General features: G+C 61.7%; 16 protein-coding genes. 7 read left to right on the top strand and 9 right to left on the bottom strand.

Going from position 1 to position 18,515, the window contains the following annotated elements; translation table 11 throughout:
* Positions 1–2 precede the first annotated feature (2 nt).
* Complete coding sequence (locus tag ACSQ8R_RS05140) at positions 3–1,238, bottom strand: metallophosphoesterase family protein (protein ID WP_436252391.1); 1,236 nt, start codon at positions 1,236–1,238, stop codon at positions 3–5.
* 115 nt (positions 1,239–1,353) lie between these two features.
* On the opposite strand from ACSQ8R_RS05140, the gene ACSQ8R_RS05135 reads away from it, so the two are divergent.
* Entirely contained in the window at positions 1,354–2,340 is a 987-nt protein-coding gene (locus ACSQ8R_RS05135; protein ID WP_436252390.1) for an aldo/keto reductase, read from the top strand.
* Between the two features lie 247 nt (positions 2,341–2,587).
* Here the strand turns inward: ACSQ8R_RS05135 and ACSQ8R_RS05130 are convergent, their stop codons facing one another.
* The 6 genes from ACSQ8R_RS05130 to ACSQ8R_RS05105 form a co-directional block, all read right to left on the bottom strand.
* The gene (locus tag ACSQ8R_RS05130; RefSeq protein ID WP_436252389.1) at positions 2,588–4,780 is read right to left on the bottom strand and encodes an esterase-like activity of phytase family protein; all 2,193 of its coding nucleotides are present in this window, start codon (positions 4,778–4,780) and stop codon (positions 2,588–2,590) included.
* Between the two features lie 178 nt (positions 4,781–4,958).
* Positions 4,959–5,234 (bottom strand): DNA-binding protein HupB, encoded by a 276-nt coding sequence (hupB, locus tag ACSQ8R_RS05125; protein ID WP_007753405.1) that lies wholly within the window; start codon positions 5,232–5,234, stop codon positions 4,959–4,961.
* Positions 5,235–5,434: 200 nt separating this feature from the next.
* Positions 5,435–7,855 carry an endopeptidase La gene (gene lon / locus ACSQ8R_RS05120; RefSeq protein ID WP_436252388.1) on the bottom strand — a complete coding sequence of 807 codons (2,421 nt, stop codon included), beginning with the start codon at positions 7,853–7,855 and terminating at the stop codon, positions 5,435–5,437.
* A gap of 403 nt (positions 7,856–8,258) precedes the next feature.
* Entirely contained in the window at positions 8,259–9,536 is a 1,278-nt protein-coding gene (gene clpX, locus ACSQ8R_RS05115) for an ATP-dependent Clp protease ATP-binding subunit ClpX (protein ID WP_007753415.1), read from the bottom strand.
* A gap of 286 nt (positions 9,537–9,822) precedes the next feature.
* Positions 9,823–10,455: an ATP-dependent Clp endopeptidase proteolytic subunit ClpP gene (clpP, locus tag ACSQ8R_RS05110; RefSeq protein WP_007753416.1), complete on the bottom strand. Its 633-nt coding sequence runs from the start codon at positions 10,453–10,455 to the stop codon at positions 9,823–9,825.
* A 163-nt stretch (positions 10,456–10,618) separates the two neighbouring features.
* Positions 10,619–10,819: a hypothetical protein gene (locus tag ACSQ8R_RS05105; RefSeq protein WP_436252387.1), complete on the bottom strand. Its 201-nt coding sequence runs from the start codon at positions 10,817–10,819 to the stop codon at positions 10,619–10,621.
* A gap of 11 nt (positions 10,820–10,830) precedes the next feature.
* On the opposite strand from ACSQ8R_RS05105, the gene ACSQ8R_RS05100 reads away from it, so the two are divergent.
* Both ACSQ8R_RS05100 and ggt read left to right on the top strand, forming a co-directional pair.
* On the top strand, positions 10,831–12,081 hold the full coding sequence (locus tag ACSQ8R_RS05100; protein ID WP_436252386.1) for a GGDEF domain-containing protein: 1,251 nt from the start codon (positions 10,831–10,833) through the stop codon (positions 12,079–12,081).
* Positions 12,082–12,147: 66 nt separating this feature from the next.
* The gene (gene ggt, locus ACSQ8R_RS05095; protein WP_436252385.1) at positions 12,148–13,935 is read left to right on the top strand and encodes a gamma-glutamyltransferase; all 1,788 of its coding nucleotides are present in this window, start codon (positions 12,148–12,150) and stop codon (positions 13,933–13,935) included.
* On the opposite strand, the gene ACSQ8R_RS05090 is transcribed toward ggt, so the two are convergent.
* On the bottom strand, positions 13,936–14,766 hold the full coding sequence (locus tag ACSQ8R_RS05090) for a hypothetical protein (protein ID WP_436252384.1): 831 nt from the start codon (positions 14,764–14,766) through the stop codon (positions 13,936–13,938). It lies immediately after the preceding gene.
* Positions 14,767–14,879: 113 nt separating this feature from the next.
* Between ACSQ8R_RS05090 and ACSQ8R_RS05085 the strand changes: the two genes are divergently transcribed.
* The 3 genes from ACSQ8R_RS05085 (at position 14,880) to ACSQ8R_RS05075 (ending at position 16,859) form a co-directional block, all read left to right on the top strand.
* Positions 14,880–16,127, top strand: coding sequence for a cytochrome P450 (locus ACSQ8R_RS05085; RefSeq protein ID WP_436252383.1), 1,248 nt, complete (start codon positions 14,880–14,882; stop codon positions 16,125–16,127).
* A gap of 70 nt (positions 16,128–16,197) precedes the next feature.
* A complete protein-coding gene (locus tag ACSQ8R_RS05080) occupies positions 16,198–16,476 on the top strand; it encodes a hypothetical protein (protein ID WP_436252382.1) in 279 nt (92 codons plus the stop codon).
* Positions 16,473–16,859, top strand: coding sequence for a type II toxin-antitoxin system VapC family toxin (locus ACSQ8R_RS05075; RefSeq protein WP_436252381.1), 387 nt, complete (start codon positions 16,473–16,475; stop codon positions 16,857–16,859). The genes ACSQ8R_RS05080 and ACSQ8R_RS05075 overlap by 4 nt, the downstream gene beginning before the upstream one ends.
* Before the next feature lie 164 nt (positions 16,860–17,023).
* On the opposite strand, the gene ACSQ8R_RS05070 is transcribed toward ACSQ8R_RS05075, so the two are convergent.
* Positions 17,024–17,833, bottom strand: a complete 810-nt coding sequence (locus ACSQ8R_RS05070; protein ID WP_436252380.1) for an SDR family NAD(P)-dependent oxidoreductase — start codon at positions 17,831–17,833, stop codon at positions 17,024–17,026.
* A 185-nt stretch (positions 17,834–18,018) separates the two neighbouring features.
* Between ACSQ8R_RS05070 and ACSQ8R_RS05065 the strand changes: the two genes are divergently transcribed.
* Positions 18,019–18,513, top strand: a complete 495-nt coding sequence (locus ACSQ8R_RS05065; protein WP_436252379.1) for a MarR family winged helix-turn-helix transcriptional regulator — start codon at positions 18,019–18,021, stop codon at positions 18,511–18,513.
* The last annotated feature ends 2 nt before the right edge of the window (positions 18,514–18,515 follow it).

Below are 18,515 nucleotides of genomic sequence, written 5' to 3'. Positions count from 1 at the left end.
GATCAGCCAGCCCTCGCCGCACGCGAGAGCAGGAGATCGCGGGCCTCCGCCAGCAGCGCTTCGGCATCGTCGCCGAGCGCCAGATCGCCGGCGCCGATGCCGCCCGGCAGGCGGGCGGTGATCTCGGCGATCTTGGCGTTGGCATCGGCGAGCAATTCCGGGGAGAAGCCATCCAGGGGGATGAGCCCTTCGAGGCCGAGCATGCCGGTGGCGACGCTCGTCCCGTTCGTTACCGGTTCCAGCCGTACTTCCAGCTTTTCGAGCCAGATATCCTGATGAGATCGATGGCAGGCGGCCTGCACCTCGTCTCGAAAGTCCTCGGCGCGGGCGGTCAGCTCGTTGCGGAAGCGGCTCCTGCCGGTCAGACGGATGCGCAGCGCCAGGGGCCGGCCTTCCATCCGCTCCACGACATCTTCCAACGCATTTTCGATGCGGCGCAGGATCGCCGGGATGTTGTCGTCCGGCTCGACCATGACGACGAGTTCGGCAAAGCGGGCGCTGTCGGTGATGATCCGCTCATGAGTGATACGACCGTCCTCGACGGTCACCAAAACCGCGCCCTTCGGGCCCTGCTCGCGGATCGACCGGCCCTGGAGATTACCCGGGAAGACCACCAGCGGGTCTTCGGCGACGATCTCGAAATCGTGCACATGGCCGAGCGCCCAATAGTCGTAGCCGCGCGAGCGCAGGTCTTCGATCGAGCACGGCGCATAGGGCGCGTGCGGCTCACGACCGGTGAGCGACGTGTGCAGCACGCCGATGTTGAACCAGCCCGTTTCCGGCTTCGGATAGGCGAGCGCCAGGTTTTCGACCGCCGAGCGCTCTGCGAACCCCTGGCCGTGCAGCGCCACCTTCAGATGATCGAGCCTAAAGCTGCCCGGCTTGTTGACCGGGAATTCGCTGACATTTTTCGGCAGCGTGATCGTCTTGGTGATGACGCTTTCGGCGTCGTGGTTGCCTTTCAGCAGGAAGACCGGGATGCCGGCGCGCTCCAGCCGCGCCACCTCGCGGTTGAAGAACAGGCCGATCTTGTTGTCCTTCCAGTCACCGTCATAAACGTCGCCGGCGACGATGAAGAAATCCACCTTCCGCTCGACCGCCTGATCGACCAGCACGGAAAAGGCGCGGCGGCTCGCCTCGATGAACAGTTCGGCGAGTGCGGCATCCTTCAGCGCCAGTCCCTGGAAGGGACTGCCGAGATGGAGGTCGGCGGCGTGCATGAACTGGAAGGAGGTCATCGAATCGCTTGTTTCGGTTGCCGGAGCTGATCAGGTGTTTTAGGCAAATGCCGGGCACGAAGAAAGCTCGGGGTTCCGCAGCCTGTGGATAGCCCAATCTTGTTCGGAGGACATCATGAGAAACCACGCGTTCGGACGCACATCCTTCACCGTCAGCGAGATCGGCTTCGGCGCCTGGCAGATCGGCGGCTCCTGGGGCGACGTCAGCGAAGCGGAGGGAAGCAAAGCGCTAGAAGCGGCGCTCGATGCCGGCGTTACCTTCATCGACACCGCCGATGTGTACGGTGACGGGCGCTCGGAAAAGATCATTGCCGGCGTCCTGAAATCGCGCGGCGGCGATCGGCCGATGGTCGCGACGAAGGCAGGCCGGCGCCTGAGCCCGCATGTCGCGGACGGTTATACCAAGGCCAATCTCGAAGGGTTCATCGACCGCAGCCTCAAGAACCTCGGTATCGACAGCCTCGACCTCGTGCAGTTGCACTGCCCGCCGACCGAAGTCCTCTACCGCCCGGAAGTTTTTGGCGCGCTCGACGATCTGCGCCGCGCGGGCAAGATCAGGAATTATGGGGTGAGCGTCGAGAAGGTCGAGGAGGCCTTGAAGGCGATCGAATATCCCGACGTCACCAGTATCCAGATCATCTACAACATCTTTCGCCAACGCCCGGCGGACCTGTTCTTCGGACAGGCCAAGCAGAAGAACGTCGCGGTCATCGTCCGCGTGCCGCTCGCAAGCGGGCTGTTGTCGGGCAGGATTTCTCGCGAGACCGCATTCGCCAAGGACGACCACCGCAACTTCAACCGGCATGGCGATGCCTTCGATGTCGGCGAGACTTTTGCCGGCGTGCCGTTCGAAGTGGGCCTTCAGGCGGTCGAGGAAGTCCGCAAGCTGGTCCCGGCGGGAGCTTCGATGGCGGCGTTTGCGCTGAAATGGATCCTCATGAACGAGGCGGTCACCGTCGTCATCCCCGGCGCCCGCAACGAGGCACAGGCCAAGGGCAATGCGGCGGCGGCCGACCTTGCCGCACTTTCGGCCGACGTGATGACTGCAACGAAGGAAATCTACGCGCGGCTGGTTGCTCCGCATGTGCATCAGCGCTGGTAGGATTTATAGATCGGCGGTGTGCCCCTCATCCCCCTGCCGGGACCTTCTCCCCGCCCGCGGGGAGAAGGAGGATGGAGCGCCGGCCGTGCCCCAAGTCCCTTCTCCCCGTCAGAACGGGGAGACGGTGGCGGCAGCCGGATGAGGGGCAGTTCCGAGCATCAAAAGTGTGGCGCCTGGAACAGAGCCAGCCGGAAACGCAGAAAGGCCGGGCAAATATCCCGGCCTTTCCACACACCCTGGAAAGGGCTCAGTTGGTGCCCTTCAGGTCAACCGGGAAGAACAGGGTCTCGCCAGAGCTATCATCGACGCCGTCGTTGTCGGTGACGGCGAAGGCCTTGCCGGACTTGTCGAAGGTGAAGCCTTCGAGCTTGTCGACGATATAGCCGTTCGATGCCTTCAGATCCGGGATGAAATCGTAGGCTTCCTGCTTCTTGACCACCGGCAGTTCGCTGCCGATCTTGGCCGGCTTCAGGTCGGCGATCGCCGCCCTGTAGAGCTTCTTCAGCCTGGCGGCGTCGCCGATCAGGTTGTCGCGCTCGACGATGTAGACATACTCGCCGCGGGCGGTGATTTCGGAAAGGCCGACCCAGCCGCTTTCGGTCTTTTCGAGCGGGTAACGCACGGCGCCCCATTCCTTGGACTTCGGCTTGTAGGAGACGAGCTTGACGGTGCCCTTCGGGTCGTCCTTCCACTCGCGCTGCATCGCCATCCACAGAACCATGTCGTCACCTGACCCAACCGTCGTCACGCCTTCGAAACCGAAGCGGGTCTCGCCGGCCAGCAGGTCCGCGGGCAGGCCGATCTCGGCCTTGATCTCGCCCTTGGCATTGACATTGTAGAGGCCGTGACCGGTCAGCTTGGCCGAGTCACCTTCCGACGCCAGCCAGAAACCGCCCTTGCCATCGAGCGTGATGCCCTCGATGTCGAGCTTCTGGGCCGGTTGGCCATCGCGGGTGATGCGCAGGACACCGGTGATCTCGGCCGGCGTCCTGGAGGTGTCGATGGTGAAGATCGACGGCTGCATGTTGTAAACCGAGTCGCTGACGGCATAGAGAATGCCGTCCTTCTGGGCATCGCCGACCAGACCGGAGAGCGCGCCCCAGCCGAGCACGTTGCCATCGACGTCCTTGGAAACGAGCTTCGGATAATTGGCCACGCCTTCTTCCAACGCGTAGATCATGACATGCGAACGGGCGCCGCCGTCCTTGCCGAGATCGACTTCATTGGCGGTGGCGAAGAGATTGCGGCCTGGAATGGCGACGGCGCCTTCCGGCGAAATGCCCGAGGGCAGGATCTGCATGAGCTGCGGCTCGGCGCCGCTATCCTTGTAGACGGCGGCGACCGAAGCGCGCTCGGCGAGCAGGAAGATGTATTGCTGGCCGTTGAAGGTCGCGACTTCCATGCCTTCGACTTCGATACCCTTCGAGCGCGCGCGCTTTTCCGGGAAATGGCCGAGGCGGGCAACCGCGCGCTCCAGCGAGGCGCCTGATTCGTAGAGAACCTTGCCGGTGCGGTCGAAGATGGTGAAGCCGCGCGAACCGCCCTTCCAGTCGCCTTCATTGGCGACGACGAGGCGGTTGTTGTCGAGCCACTTGACGGCGTCAGGCTCGCGCAGCGCGCCCGAAGCCTTGCCGGTGAAGGACAGCTGGCCGTCGGTCTTGTTGTCGATGCCTTCGAGATCGGCCTTACCGGCGGAGAAGTGGCCGGTGACCTGGCCGGTCTTGCCGTCGATGATGACGATCTCGTTGTTTTCCTGCAGCGTCAGGGCGATTTCGCCCTTGTCGTTGATGGCGACGAATTCAGGCTCCGGATCTTCCGGCGCGATCCCGGCAAGACCGGTCAGCGTGACGTGCTTGATCGAGGCGCAGTCGGCCGAGCCGTCCTTCAGGGAGACGATCACCAGGTCGCCGGCCGGCATCTGCGGGAGGGCGCCATCGTTGACGTCCTCGTCGCGCTCGTTCTCGATGGCGATCGCGGCGAAGGTCTTGTCCTTCGAGACGGCGATCGAGTCCGGCTGGCCGCCGAGATCGCAGGTCAGGTCGACCTTCTTCGTCGCGATATCGACGACGGCAAGCATGCCGGTCGGCTTCTGCTTGCTTTCGCCGGTGTTGACGGCGGCGAGAACCTTCTTGCCGACTGCCGCAACCGAGGTCGGCTCACCCTTGAAGGTGACGGCGCCGAGCGCCTTCGGGGCCTTCGGATCGGTGATGTCGATGAAACCGATCGCGCCGAGAGGGCTGTCGGAATAGATGAGCGTCATGCCGTCTTCGCTGGCGGTGACGATTTCGGCCGAGCTGGTGCTCAGCTTGTCCTTGCCGGCAGGCATGTTGCCGGCGACCGGGAAGGATGCGATGCGGTTGAAAACCTGTTCCGCGCTCGCCGGGACGGCGACCGAGGCAAGAAGTGCTGCGGTCAACGCGGCACGAAGTGAAAACGTCATGGGAAGCCCTCCTGTCCATGAAACACAGGTGGCTTGTGAGCCACAGTCGTGACAGGCGGATGACAGTTTTCGCATCCAGGCCCGTGGTGGACGGAGATTAGCGGCTCGTAAAAAAGGCCCGGGAAACCCGGGCCTTTTCAAAAGCGAGACTGTAACAGGATGCCAAGAAGGCAGCGCGTTAGCTGTTGACTGCGTCCTTCAGGCCCTTGCCGGCCGAGAACTTCGGCACGTTACGTGCCGGGATGTCGACTTCGGCGCCGGTCGAGGGATTACGACCCTTGGACGCTTCGCGACGGGAAACGGAGAAGCTGCCGAAACCGGCAAGGCGGATATCGCCGCCCTTCTTCAGTTCAGCCTGTACGGTCTCAAAAACGGCGTCTACAGCGGATGCGGCATCAGCCTTGGAGAGGCCGGCCTTCTCGGCCACTGCGGATACCAACTCATTCTTATTCATGTTTCCACCCCTTTCAAACGGTTTTGGAACGACTCATGTAACCGGGGCAGACAATAGTCAGGAGCCCGCCCGTGGCAACCCAAAAGCTCCGCAATCGCCTGAAAAACAAGGGGTACGCGTTATTTTTCACAAAAAAAGCCGGCGTTGTGCCGGCTTTTTTCATTGCTGGTGCCAATTTGGCATAACCAAAAGGCTGACGATCAGTGCGCTACGGGCATACCTGCGTCGTCAACCCCATCGACCGTGGTGATCAGCGGTGTTTCCACCGTGCCATCCCATTCGATCGCTTCCGGCTGACGGACGAGCGCGTGACGGATCACCTCGCCCATCCGGGAAACCGGAATGATTTCCATGTTGTTCTTCACGTTGTCCGGAATCTCGGCCAGATCCTTGGCATTTTCTTCCGGGATCAGAACGGTCTTGATGTTGCCGCGAAGGGCGGCAAGCAGTTTTTCCTTGAGGCCGCCGATCGGCAGCACGCGGCCGCGAAGGGTGATCTCACCCGTCATCGCCACGTCCTTGCGGACCGGAATACCGGTCATGATCGAGACGATCGCGGTTGCCATGCCGACACCGGCGGACGGGCCATCCTTCGGGGTTGCCCCTTCGGGAACGTGGACGTGGATGTCCGACTTGTCGAAGCGCGGCGGTTCGATGCCGAAATCCACGGCTCTGCTGCGGACATAGGACGCCGCCGCCGAGATGGATTCCTTCATGACTTCCTTGAGGTTGCCGGTGACCGTCATGCGGCCCTTGCCCGGCATCATCACGCCTTCGATCGTCAGCAGCTCGCCGCCGACTTCCGTCCAAGCGAGACCCGTGACCACGCCGACCTGATCCTCGCCCTCGGCTTCGCCGTGGCGGAAGCGCGGAACGCCGAGATAGTCGGAAATGTTGGCCGCGGTGATCGCAACCGACTTGGTCTTGCCCTTGATGATCTCGGTGACCGCCTTGCGGGCGAGCTTCATCAGCTCACGCTCGTAGCTGCGAACACCGGCTTCCCGGGTGTACTGCTGGCTGATCGCCATCAGGGCATCGTCGGTGACCGAGAATTCGTTCGGCTGCAGGGCATGTTCCTTGATCGCCTTCGGCAGAAGGTGACGCTTGGCGATCTCGCGCTTCTCATCCTCGGTGTAACCGGCGATGCGGATGATTTCCATGCGGTCCATCAGCGGTGCCGGGATGTTCAGCGTGTTCGCCGTGGTGATGAACATCACGTCGGACAGGTCGTATTCGACTTCCAGGTAGTGGTCCATGAAGGTCGAGTTCTGCGCCGGATCCAGCACTTCGAGCAGGGCCGAAGACGGGTCGCCGCGGAAATCCATGCCCATCTTGTCGATTTCGTCGAGCAGGAAGAGCGGGTTGGACTTCTTGGCCTTCTTCATCGACTGGATGACCTTGCCGGGCATCGAGCCGATATAGGTGCGGCGGTGACCGCGGATTTCAGCTTCGTCACGGACGCCGCCGAGCGCCATGCGCACGTATTCGCGGCCGGTCGCCTTGGCGATCGACTGGGCGAGCGAGGTCTTGCCGACGCCCGGAGGGCCGACGAGGCACAGGATCGGACCCTTGATCTTGGTGGCGCGGGCCTGCACGGCGAGATATTCGACGATGCGTTCCTTGACCTTGTCGAGGCCGAAGTGATCCGCTTCGAGGATCTTCTCGGCATTGTTGAGGTCGGCCTTGATCTTCGACTTCTTGCCCCACGGAATGCCGAGCAGCCAGTCGAGATAGTTGCGCACGACGGTGGCTTCCGCCGACATCGGGCTCATCTGCTTGAGCTTCTTCAGCTCCGCATCGGCCTTTTCGCGGGCTTCCTTGGACAGCTTGGTCTTGGAGATGCGCTCTTCCAGTTCGGCCATCTCGTCGCGGCCTTCCTCGCCGTCGCCGAGCTCCTTCTGGATCGCCTTCATCTGTTCGTTGAGGTAATACTCGCGCTGGGTCTTCTCCATCTGGCGCTTTACACGCGAGCGGATTCGCTTCTCGACCTGCAGAACCGAGATCTCGCCTTCCATGAAGCCGAGCGCCTTTTCGAGGCGCAGCTTGACGGAAACCGTTTCCAGCATTTCCTGCTTTTCGGTGATCTTGATCGACAGATGCGACGCAACCGTATCGGCCAGCTTCGAATAGTCCTCGATCTGGCTTGCGGCGCCCACCACTTCCGGCGAGATCTTCTTGTTGAGCTTCACGTAGTTTTCAAATTCGGAAACCACGGAGCGCGACAGGGCTTCGACCTCGACCGCATCCTCGTCGGGTTCGGCAAGAACGCTGGCAGTCGCTTCGTAGAACTCTTCGCGATCGGTATAGCCGTCGATCTTGGCGCGCGAGCGGCCTTCGACCAGAACCTTGACTGTGCCGTCCGGCAGCTTCAGGAGCTGCAGTACGTTGGCGACGGTACCGACCTTGTAGATTGCCGAGGGTTCGGGATCGTCGTCGCCGGCATTGATCTGGGTGACCAGCATGATCTGCTTGTCCGAACCCATCACCTCTTCGAGCGCGCGAATAGACTTCTCCCGTCCGACGAACAAAGGCACGATCATATGCGGAAAGACCACAATGTCGCGCAACGGCAGGACCGGATAGGTTTCACCGCCGGGTGCTGCAGACGTTGAATTCGTCATTTCATTTCCTTTCATCGTCCCGTTTCCGGGATACGTCCCGGGCAAATCACCCGGGCACTTCACTCTCGCCCAAAGTGGAGTTTTTGAAATTTGATTTCAAGCCTTGCAAGGCCGCCGCCGCATGGGATTGTGACAGAGGTATTACAAAGCGTGCGCACACTACGCCACGCGGAACGCCAAAGGACACGGGACGCGACTGACCAGGATGCCACCTGCGATCACCTGCAGGCGAAGCAGTCCAAGTATCGATGATCTTCCCGCACCGTCTCTAATGCAAGACGAATATGGTGCAATTCTTCGCGAGGCAAAAATGGTGGAAAAATCAAAATAGGCAAGGCTGTCCACTGACATAAAAAAGAGGCCCCGACAGGGCCTCTTCACGGTGTCGTCCGGATCGAGCGTATCACGCCGAAACGTTCGCCTTTTCATCCTGCCGGTCGGCATAGATGTAGAGCGGACGGGCGTTTCCACGCACGACGTCGTCCGAAATGACCACTTCGCGCACGCCTTCGAGCGTCGGCAGTTCGAACATGGTGTCGAGAAGGATCTTCTCCATGATCGAGCGCAGGCCGCGGGCGCCGGTCTTGCGGGTGATGGCCCGCTTGGCGATCTCGCGGAGCGCATCCTCGTGGAAGGTCAGATCGACATCCTCCATTTCGAACAGGCGCTGATACTGCTTGATCAGCGCGTTCTTCGGCTCGGAGAGGATCTGGATGAGCGCGTCCTCGTCGAGGTCTTCGAGGGTCGCCAGAACCGGCAGACGACCGATGAATTCCGGAATGAGGCCGAACTTGACCAGGTCTTCCGGCTCCAGTTCGCGCAGCACTTCGCCGACGCGACGGTCTTCCGCCGACTTGACGGAGGCGCCAAAGCCGATCGAGGTCTTTTCGCCGCGGGCCGAAATGATCTTGTCGAGGCCTGCGAAGGCGCCGCCGCAGATGAACAGGATGTTCGTCGTGTCGACCTGCAGGAATTCCTGCTGCGGATGCTTGCGGCCGCCCTGCGGCGGTACCGAGGCAACCGTGCCTTCCATGATCTTCAGGAGCGCCTGCTGCACGCCCTCGCCCGACACGTCGCGGGTGATCGACGGGTTGTCGGACTTGCGGGAGATCTTGTCGACTTCGTCGATATAGACGATGCCGCGCTGGGCGCGTTCGACATTGTAATCCGCAGCCTGCAGGAGCTTCAGGATGATGTTTTCGACGTCCTCGCCGACATAGCCGGCTTCGGTCAGCGTCGTGGCATCGGCCATCGTGAAGGGAACGTCGATGATGCGGGCGAGCGTCTGGGCAAGATAGGTCTTGCCGCAGCCGGTCGGGCCGACCAGCATGATGTTCGACTTCGCAAGCTCGACATCGCCGCCCTTGGAGGCGTGCGCCAGGCGCTTGTAGTGGTTATGCACCGCCACCGACAGGATGCGCTTGGCCTGCTTCTGGCCGATGACATATTCATCGAGGACCTTGATGATGTCCTGAGGCGTTGGCACGCCGTCGCGGGACTTGACCATCGAGGTCTTGTTCTCTTCGCGGATGATGTCCATGCACAATTCGACGCATTCATCGCAGATGAATACGGTCGGCCCGGCAATCAGCTTCCGGACTTCGTGCTGGCTCTTTCCGCAGAAAGAGCAATACAGGGTATTCTTGGAGTCGCCGCCGTTGCTGCCGCTGACTTTGCTCATATCACTTTCCTTCCAGCACTCCGCACTCACGTCAAAACGGGCGCGGTCCACTCTACCGCTTGCCGGCGCGCCCCTGACGGGCCTTGCGCGCCTGCCTTGCCTCAAGGGGTACTCTACCGATCCTGCGCACATCATGCCGGATCAGCGGCAACGAAACCCCTAAGAAACGAATGCTATGTCACAAAAGTTCAACACAGCATTAATAAGTACTAATAGCGCTTTCCGTGCGACTTGAAACCCCTTTTTGCTCACATCGGGGTGAGGTGCACGGGTTGCGCCATCAGACTCAGTCTCCGGAGCCACCTTCCATTTCCTGACGCGATGTCAGGATCTTGTCGATGACGCCCCAATCCTGGGCTTCGTCGGCCGTCATGAAGTGGTCGCGGTCGAGGGTCTTTTCGACTTCCTCCAACGTGCGTCCCGTATGCTTCACGTAGACCTCGTTAAGACGTCTTTTCATCTTCAATATGTCACGGGCATGGCGTTCGATATCGGACGCCTGGCCCTGGAAGCCGCCGGAGGGCTGGTGAACCATGATGCGCGAGTTCGGGGTCGCGAAGCGCATGCCCTTCTCGCCGGCGCACAGGAGCAGCGAGCCCATGGAAGCGGCCTGACCGATGCAGAGCGTCGAAACCGCCGGCTTGATGAACTGCATCGTATCGTAGATCGCCATGCCGGCGGTCACGACGCCGCCGGGCGAATTGATGTAGAGGGCGATTTCCTTCTTGGGGTTTTCCGCCTCGAGGAAGAGAAGCTGGGCGCAGATCAGCGACGCCATATAGTCTTCGACGGGGCCCGTCAGGAAGATGATGCGCTCTTTCAGAAGGCGCGAATAGATATCGTAGGAGCGCTCACCGCGGTTGGTCTGTTCGACGACCATCGGCACCAAGGCCATTGCGGTATCAACTGGATTTCTCATGTCCGTCCTTTGTCAAGCTTCTCTTGATCCCTGGCCGAAGGCAGAAAGGCGCTCCGGAATCAAATGGAATGGGTCATCCCTACATAGAGTGTCAACGCCCGGTACTTCAAGACGGAGCATCCGATATCCTTAACTGCCCGGGGATGCGCGAGGCTGACCGCTATTACGATTCCTGCTCGGCCACAGCCGGCAGGCGCGCCATTTTGCCTGATGGCACAGTTTTTTGCGCGATCAGGGTAAAGCAGGTGTGAATACCGTCTCGAAAACCCCCGCCGCGACCGGCCAGACCCGGGATTTTCCGCGTTTCGATGCAACGTCGTCTTAAAGACTGCATGTCATGCTGTGCGCGCTCGACGTCGAGCATTGGAGTTTCGGGTGGATATTTTAACGGGTCTGATGATCTGGGCGGCGGAGGCGTTGACGCTTGCCGTCCTCCTTTGCTCCCGCTGGTATTTCGAGCGAGACCGCTTTTATCTGAGCTGGGGCGGTGGTTTCGCGCTGCACGGGATCGGCGTCATACTGGTCACGATGCGCGGCGATATCCCCGATTTCATCTCCATCGAGATCGCCAACACGGCGGTGCTCGCCGGCGTCGGCATGTGGATCGCCGGCCTCCTGCAATTCGACCGAAAGCCCGTCGAAGCCTACATCGCCATCCCGGCGCTTCTCTGGGTAGCGGGCATGTTCCTTTACCCGATCCGCGAGAACTTCGCCAACCGGGTCGCCCTTCACAACGGCGCGACCATGGTCGGCCATGCGATCATGATCACCATTCTCCTCAGCAACGACGGTACCTCGAAGATAACCCGACGGACGCTTGCCGCATTCCTCGGCATTCAGTTTCTGGCCAACGGCGTGGTCGCGGTTCTGGCGGTTACCGGCGAGGCAAAATCATTCGGCACGGCGCCACAATCCCCCTGGCTGCTGTTCCCGGCGGCAATCTGCTTCGTCGCCAGCATCATGACCGGCGCCAAATTGCTGACCGAGCGCTCGGAACAGAAACTCAAGGCGCTAGCCGTCACCGATCCCCTCACCGGCGTTCTCAACCGGCGCGGCCTGATCGACCAGTTCCATGCCCTGAAGAAGCTCGACAGCGAGGAGAAGCCGCTGATCGCGCTCCTGCATTTCGACCTCGACAACTTCAAACAGATCAACGACCGCTGCGGCCATCAGGCCGGCGATTCGGTGCTGGTCGCCTTTTCGCAGGTCGGCCAGACCTCGATGCGCGGGCGCGGCTTCTTCGGCCGCATGGGCGGCGAGGAATTCGCCTCCATCCTGCGCGTCGCCGACATGATCGAGGCCGCGAGTATCGCCGAAGCGATCCGCCTGACGCTGAAGCGACAGACCATCGTCGCCGGCGAACACAGCATCACGGTCACCGTCAGCGCCGGCATCGCGCTGGCTGCCGCCGAAACCGCCGACCTCGACCTGTTGCTCAGCTCCGCCGACCGTGCGCTCTACACCGCCAAGGATAGCGGCCGCGACCGCACCGCGATCGACACCGGCGCGGAAGCCTCGATCGTTCCGGCCGTCGACCGGCAGGGCGAGGACGAAGCCCCGACGGACGTGCGCGCCAGCCGTCAGGTCGCCGCCCTGAAACGCATCGCTTCGCTCGGCAAGCGCTGACATCCTCTTGTTCTCTTCGTCCTGAAACCCACATTCGTCCGCAGGGATAAACGCGGAGGGTGCGTCATGCGGGCTGGATTTTTGGGGATCAGACTTTTCGGGGGCATTTTTCTTTCCTCGGCGCTTTCCGTCCTGATGCTTTCGGCGGATGCAACCCTTGCGCAGCAGGCGTCCGATACGGTTGCCCCGGAACGGGCGACCGGGTTCACCTCGGCCAAGCGCGTCGAGACCAAAAACTTCATGGTCGCCGCCGCCAATCCGCTGGCGGCCGAGGCCGGACGGGACGTAATCGCCAGCGGCGGCAATGCGATCGACGCCCTGATCGCCGTGCAGACCGTGCTCGGCCTCGTCGAGCCGCAGAGCTCCGGCCTCGGCGGCGGTTCCTTCCTCGTCTACTACGATGCGGCCACCGGCAAGCTCACCACCTTCGACGGCCGCGAGACGGCACCGATGGAGGCAACGCCAAAACTCTTCCTCGACGCGCAGGGCCAGCCGTTGAAATTCATGGACGCAGTGGTCGGCGGCCGCTCGGTGGGCACGCCGGGCACGGTGCGTCTCCTCGCCGAGGTCCACAAGCGCTACGGCAAGGCCGACTGGGCGAGCCTGTTCCAACGCGCGGAGAAGCTCGCCGCCGACGGCTTCCAGGTCTCTCCCCGCCTGGCTTCGCTGATTGCCGCCGAGGGCGACCGGCTGAAGAAATACGATGGTCCGCGCGGTTATTTCTACGACGCCTCAGGCGCGCCGCTGAAGGCCGGCGCGGTGCTCAGGAACCCCGCCTATGCCGAGACGCTGAAGACGATCGCGACCGGCGGCGCGGATGCCTTCTACAAGGGGCCGATCGCCGAGGCGATCGTCAGGACGGTACGCGAGGCTACGGGCAATCCCGGCGTCCTGTCGCTTGCCGACCTGGCCAACTACCGCGTCAAGGAACGCGAGCCCGTCTGCGCCGCGTATCGGACGCTCGACATCTGCGGCATGGGGCCGCCCTCCTCCGGCGCAGTCGCGGTCGGCCAGATGCTGGGCGTGATCGAGAATTTCGACATCAAGGCACTCGGCGCACGGAACGTCGAAAGCTGGCGGATCATCGGCGATGCGCAACGCCTCGCCTTCGCCGACCGCGAACGGTATCTCGCCGATCCGGATTTCCAGCCCCTGCCGATCAAGGGCCTGTTGAAGAAGGACTACCTCGGCAAGCGCGCCGCACTGCTCGACGGGACCAAGGCTCTCGGTTCCGACCAGGTGAAGGCCGGCGAGCCGGAATGGGACCATGCGCTGCTGTTCGGCCGCGATGCGGCGATCGAGATGCCCTCCACCAGCCATTTCGTCATCGTCGACAAACAGGGCAACGTCGTCTCGATGACCACGACGATCGAAAGCGGTTTCGGCTCGCGGCTGATGACCAACGGCTTCCTGCTCAACAACGAACTCACCGACTTCTCCTTCAAGACCCATGACGGGAGTTTGCCTGTCGCCAACCGCGTCGAACCGGGCAAGCGGCCGCGCTCCTCCATGGCGCCGACGATAGTGATGAAGGACGGCAAACCGCTGCTCGCGATCGGCTCACCCGGCGGCAGCCAGATCATCGGCTACGTCGCCCAGGCGCTGATCGCCTATATCGACTGGGGCATGCCCGTGGAGCAGATCGTCGCCCAGCCGCATTTCATCAACCGCTTCGGCACTTACGAAATCGAGGCCGGCACCGAGGCCGAGAAGCTCGCCGAGCCCTTGAAGGCGCTCGGTTACGAGGTAAAACCGGGTGAGATGAATTCCGGCCTGCACGCGATCGAGATCACCGCGAGCGGCCTTGCCGGCAGCGCCGACCCGCGCCGCGAGGGCGTAGCCGTCGGGGAATGATCAGACTTCGGCGGAGCCATAAACCAGGGCCGTCTTGGTCGGGCCTGCCGGATCGACCCATGACGAGGCAAAGAGCGTCTTCATCACCGCCCAGGCCCTGCGCACCACCTTGATATCCGTCTCACCTTCCTCGAGCGGGAAGCGGAAGCTGAATTCCGCGGCGATCGGCTTCAGAAGCTCTCCTTCCGTCCACCAGAGGATGAGGGCACATTCCGCCTCGACATCCTCGGAGAGCCGTATCCAACCGTCCTCGTAGACGTGTTCGACGACATGCAGGCCGGCGACCGTCTGAACCGGCGTCCCGGGAGCCGGCAGCGGGGCTTTGCGAATCTCCGTATAAGGCGCAAGGCAATCGCCGACGGTTGCGGGCATGTGCCGCGGATCGAACTCCGCTTCCACCGAGCGGCTGAACAGCGCCCAGAAACGGGGCGTGTCGACAGGGGGATTGACCTTCACGTCCTCCTCGAACTTGGGCTCATCGTCACCCTTTTTCCGCAGATCGAAATCCTGTGCTTCGGCAAGCAGGCGGTCGCCATGGCGGAACTTCAGGGTCGCCTTCCAGTCCTTCCCGGAACGCAACGGACGGCGCATCCGAAAAACCAGGTCGCAACCGTGGTAGAGATCCCGGTTATCGGTATCCAGAAAGAAGACGCTGCGCTGCTTATTGTCCTTCTGGACGTCCAGCCCGGCGCGCGTATCGACGCCGGCCGCTCGCAGGACCGTCCTGACATGCTGCCAGAAGCGCCCCACGGCGGTACGGCACGCGGCCTTGTCACCGGCGAAGGCCTCCGCATGCAGCATGACCTTGTATTCGCGCGACGACAGGCTCACAGGCTTTTCTCCTTGCCGGACAGTGGCCCCTTGCATCCGAATATGATCACAATCCTGAATTGCGTCAATTGCTCAATCTTTTCCGTGGCCGGGAAATCCGCTAGGTCTCCTGAATGACCATTCAGCCCGATTTTCTCCGCATCGACCCCGAAACCCGCCGCGTCTCGCTCGACGGCCGCAATCCAGCTTTCTACGGCGATCCGAACCGCGTCTACGCCCTCCTGCACGAACATTGCCCGACCTTTTACTGGGAAGAGCAGAAGCAGTGGTTTTTCACCGGCTACGACCACGTGAACGGGCTGTTGCGCGACCGGCGGTTCGGACGGCAGATCCTGCATATCGCCAGCCGCGAGGAGCTCGGTCTTCCCGAACCTTCGCCGCATCTCGAAAACTTCGATCTCTCCGAGCGGTATTCGCTGCTGGAACTCGAGCCGCCTGAACACACGCGGCTTCGCACGCTCGTCAACCGCGCCTTCGTCTCCCGCCATATCGAACGGCTCCGGCCGGAGATTGCGGAGCTTGCCGAAAAGCTGATCGACGGGTTCGAGGTCCAGCGCGAGACGGAACTGCTCTCGTCCTTCGCCGACATCATTCCGGTGACGATGATCGCCCGGATGATCGGCATTCCGGACGAGATGGGGCCGCAGCTTCTCAAATGGTCGCACGCCTATGTCGGCATGTACATGTTCAAGCGGACGGAGCAGGACGAACATGCCGCCGACCGCGCGGCCAGGGAATTCGCGGATTACGTCAAAAGCTTGATCGCAGAGCGCCGCAGGCAGCCCCGCGAAGATCTGCTCACCCACATGATCCACACGGAGCACAAGGGCCAGTATCTCAGCGACGACGAACTGGTCTCGACGACGATCGTGCTGCTCAATGCCGGCCACGAGGCGACGGTGCACCAGATCGGCAATTCGGTGCGGGTGATCCTGGAGAGCGGCCTTCCGCCAGCAGACCTATTCCGCGACGAGGCGGCGACCGAGCGGACGGTCGAGGAAACGCTGCGCATCTGTGCGCCGGTGCATATCTTCCAGCGCTGGGCGCTCGAGGACGTCGAGATCGGGGGGCTTAAATTCAAGCGCGGCGACAAGGTGAGCCTCATCCTCGCCGCCGCCAATCTCGATCCGACGAAATTCTCCGATCCGCTGGCCTTCAAGCCGGATCGGCAGGAAGCCCCCAACCTCTCCTTCGGCGCCGGCATCCATTTCTGCATCGGCGCACCGCTTGCAAGGCTGGAACTCAACACCGCGCTGCCGATCCTCTTCCGGCGGCTGCCCGGGATGCGGATCGCCAGGCCGCCGGCGGTAAAGGACGTCTACCATTTCCATGGGTTGGAGCGGCTGGATCTGGCCTGGTGAGCGGGAGTTTTCGGCACCGCAAATAACGCGTATATTGGTTGCTCAAAATTGACTTTGAGGGATTCAGGTTTTGGATAATGAATCTAAGGAAAATCACTCGGGTACCTTGTCGCTCTTCGAGCTTTCTAATTTTCCTAGCAAGGAGCAAATGGAAAAGCTGGTAAGCGCTCTTGAAGCTGGTGACGTCGATGCCGCCCTCAAAACATTGTTTGAGACCCGAGAAAAAACGTCTCACCGTTCCGTATCGGCCAGAAGAAAGCCAGGGCGCTTAAAGGATAAACTCGTTGTAGGCCCCGAGTTCTTTGAACCTTTGAGCGAGGCTGAAATCAGAGAGCTGACCGGCGAATGAGATATCTGCTGGACACGCATGCGCTCCTTTGGTGGCTGAACGATCATCCTGATCTTTCAGCCGCAGCGCGCGAACTGATCATAGACGAAAAGAACGACATATATGTTAGCGCGGCGTCCGCTTGGGAAATCGCCACAAAACATAAGAAGGGCAAATTTCCTACGGCAATCAGCGTCTTGCCAAACTTCTCCGAAATCGTTCAGGAGAACGGCTTTGCCGACCTTCCCATTACAAGCGCTCATATGGTGAGGAGCGTTCTGCTACCGGGAATACATCAGGATCCGTTCGATCGGATCCTTGCGGCTCAAGCCATCATTGAAGACATGGCCTTGATCTCAATTGATGAAAAGATGGCCCCACTCGGTGTGCTGACCCGGTGGTGAAACGCCAAAAAATAGACTGCCGGAGGCACTTCTGCTCCCGTGGCAGCGATACAGTTGCCCGTTCCATCAGCGAGATGGAGAAATGTAGCGTTGCCAGGCACGAGCGTGGGCGCCTTCGATGAGCAACTGTAAAAACTTGCGCAGTTGCTCATCGATTGTCTCCATCAAGCCTGGGCGCCAACTCCGTACCGGGCGGCGGGCTTGTTGAGCGAAAGATAAGGGCGCAGCCCGCCGCGAGCCGCGGCGTAGGTATCGTAGAGCTGCGTATCGGCGAGCGACGGCATGGTGACGAGTTCGCCGCGGTCGAGACCGGCGAGCGCCGCATCCACGAGGTCGCCGGCTTCCATGACCGAGTTCGGGTCGAGACTGTCCATCGAGCCGCCGACGCGATCGAAGATTTCTGTGCGGGTATAACCGGGCAGGACGGCCTGGATCCTGACGCCGGTGTCCTTCAGCTCGGAGCCGAGCGCTTCCGTCAGGGCCAGGACGAAGGCCTTGCTGGCGGCATAGGTGCCACTGAAGAATTCTGCGGCAAGCGCCACGGCGGAGGCGATGTTGACGATGGCGCCCTTGCCCCGGGCGGCAAAGGCCTGGGCGGCCGCGACCGCGAGACGGTTGGCGGCGGTGACATTGAGATCGACCATCTGATCGAGGTAATCCGGATCGGCCTTCAGCAGCGGACCCTTCGGGCCGATGCCGGCATTGTTGACGAAGAGCGTGATCGAGCCGTCCTCGCGCAGGCGCCTTTCGACGATGAGCACGTCGGCGCGCTGGCTAAGGTCGGCGCGCAGCACATCCGCCTTGACGCCATGTTCGCTCGCCAGCCTACCGGCAAGCGCCTTCAGGCGATCCGCGTCGCGGGCGACGAGCACGAGATCGTAGCCGCGCTTGGCGAGCTTTTCCGCATAGGTCGCGCCGATGCCCGACGATGCGCCGGTCACGAGCGCGGTCCCGAGTCTCGTATTATTGGTCATGGTCCATCTCCTTTGGTTTTAGCTGGAATTGCGGCCGACATCTTCGGCATCTGGAATTTACTGGTATATGCCACTATATATGAAAGGCACTATTTGAGGCTGCAAGGGGCGGGCGCAAATTTTTCGTCGGAGTGGAAGGGCCAGACAAAAGCGGGCATTGTCCCGCGACAGGATCGGAACGAGACATGACGGGCAAAAACAAGCAGGACAAGCACGCACAGATCGAGGACGGCATCTGGCTTCATTGCAGCAACAGCGCGGTGCGCCGCGCGTCGCGGCAGCTCGGCCAGCTCTACGAGGATGCGATGGGCGACACGGGCCTCAAGGGAACGCAGTTCTCGCTGATGTCGCAGATCGCTGGATCCAACGAGCCAACATTGAAAAACCTCGCCGATGCGATCGTGATGGACCTTTCGGCGCTCGGCCATACGCTGAAGCCGCTGATCCGTGACGGGCTGGTGGAACTGGTGCCTGATCCCCAGGACCGCCGCGCCAAGCGCGTCCGCCTGACGGCGAAAGGCGCGGCCATGCAGCGCGACCTCACCGCCCGCTGGCAGATCGCCCAGAACCGCTTCGACAAGGCGTTCGGGAAGGAAAAGTCGGAGGAATTGCGGCGGACGCTGGCATTCATTTCGTCGGATGAATTCGCGAAGGCCTTCAATAGGAATGAAGAAGCCTGATC

The sequence above is a fragment of the Neorhizobium sp. LjRoot104 genome (assembly GCF_964253725.1).
Lineage (GTDB): Bacteria > Pseudomonadota > Alphaproteobacteria > Rhizobiales > Rhizobiaceae > Neorhizobium.
This window is presented reverse-complemented; position numbering and strand designations above follow the sequence as displayed.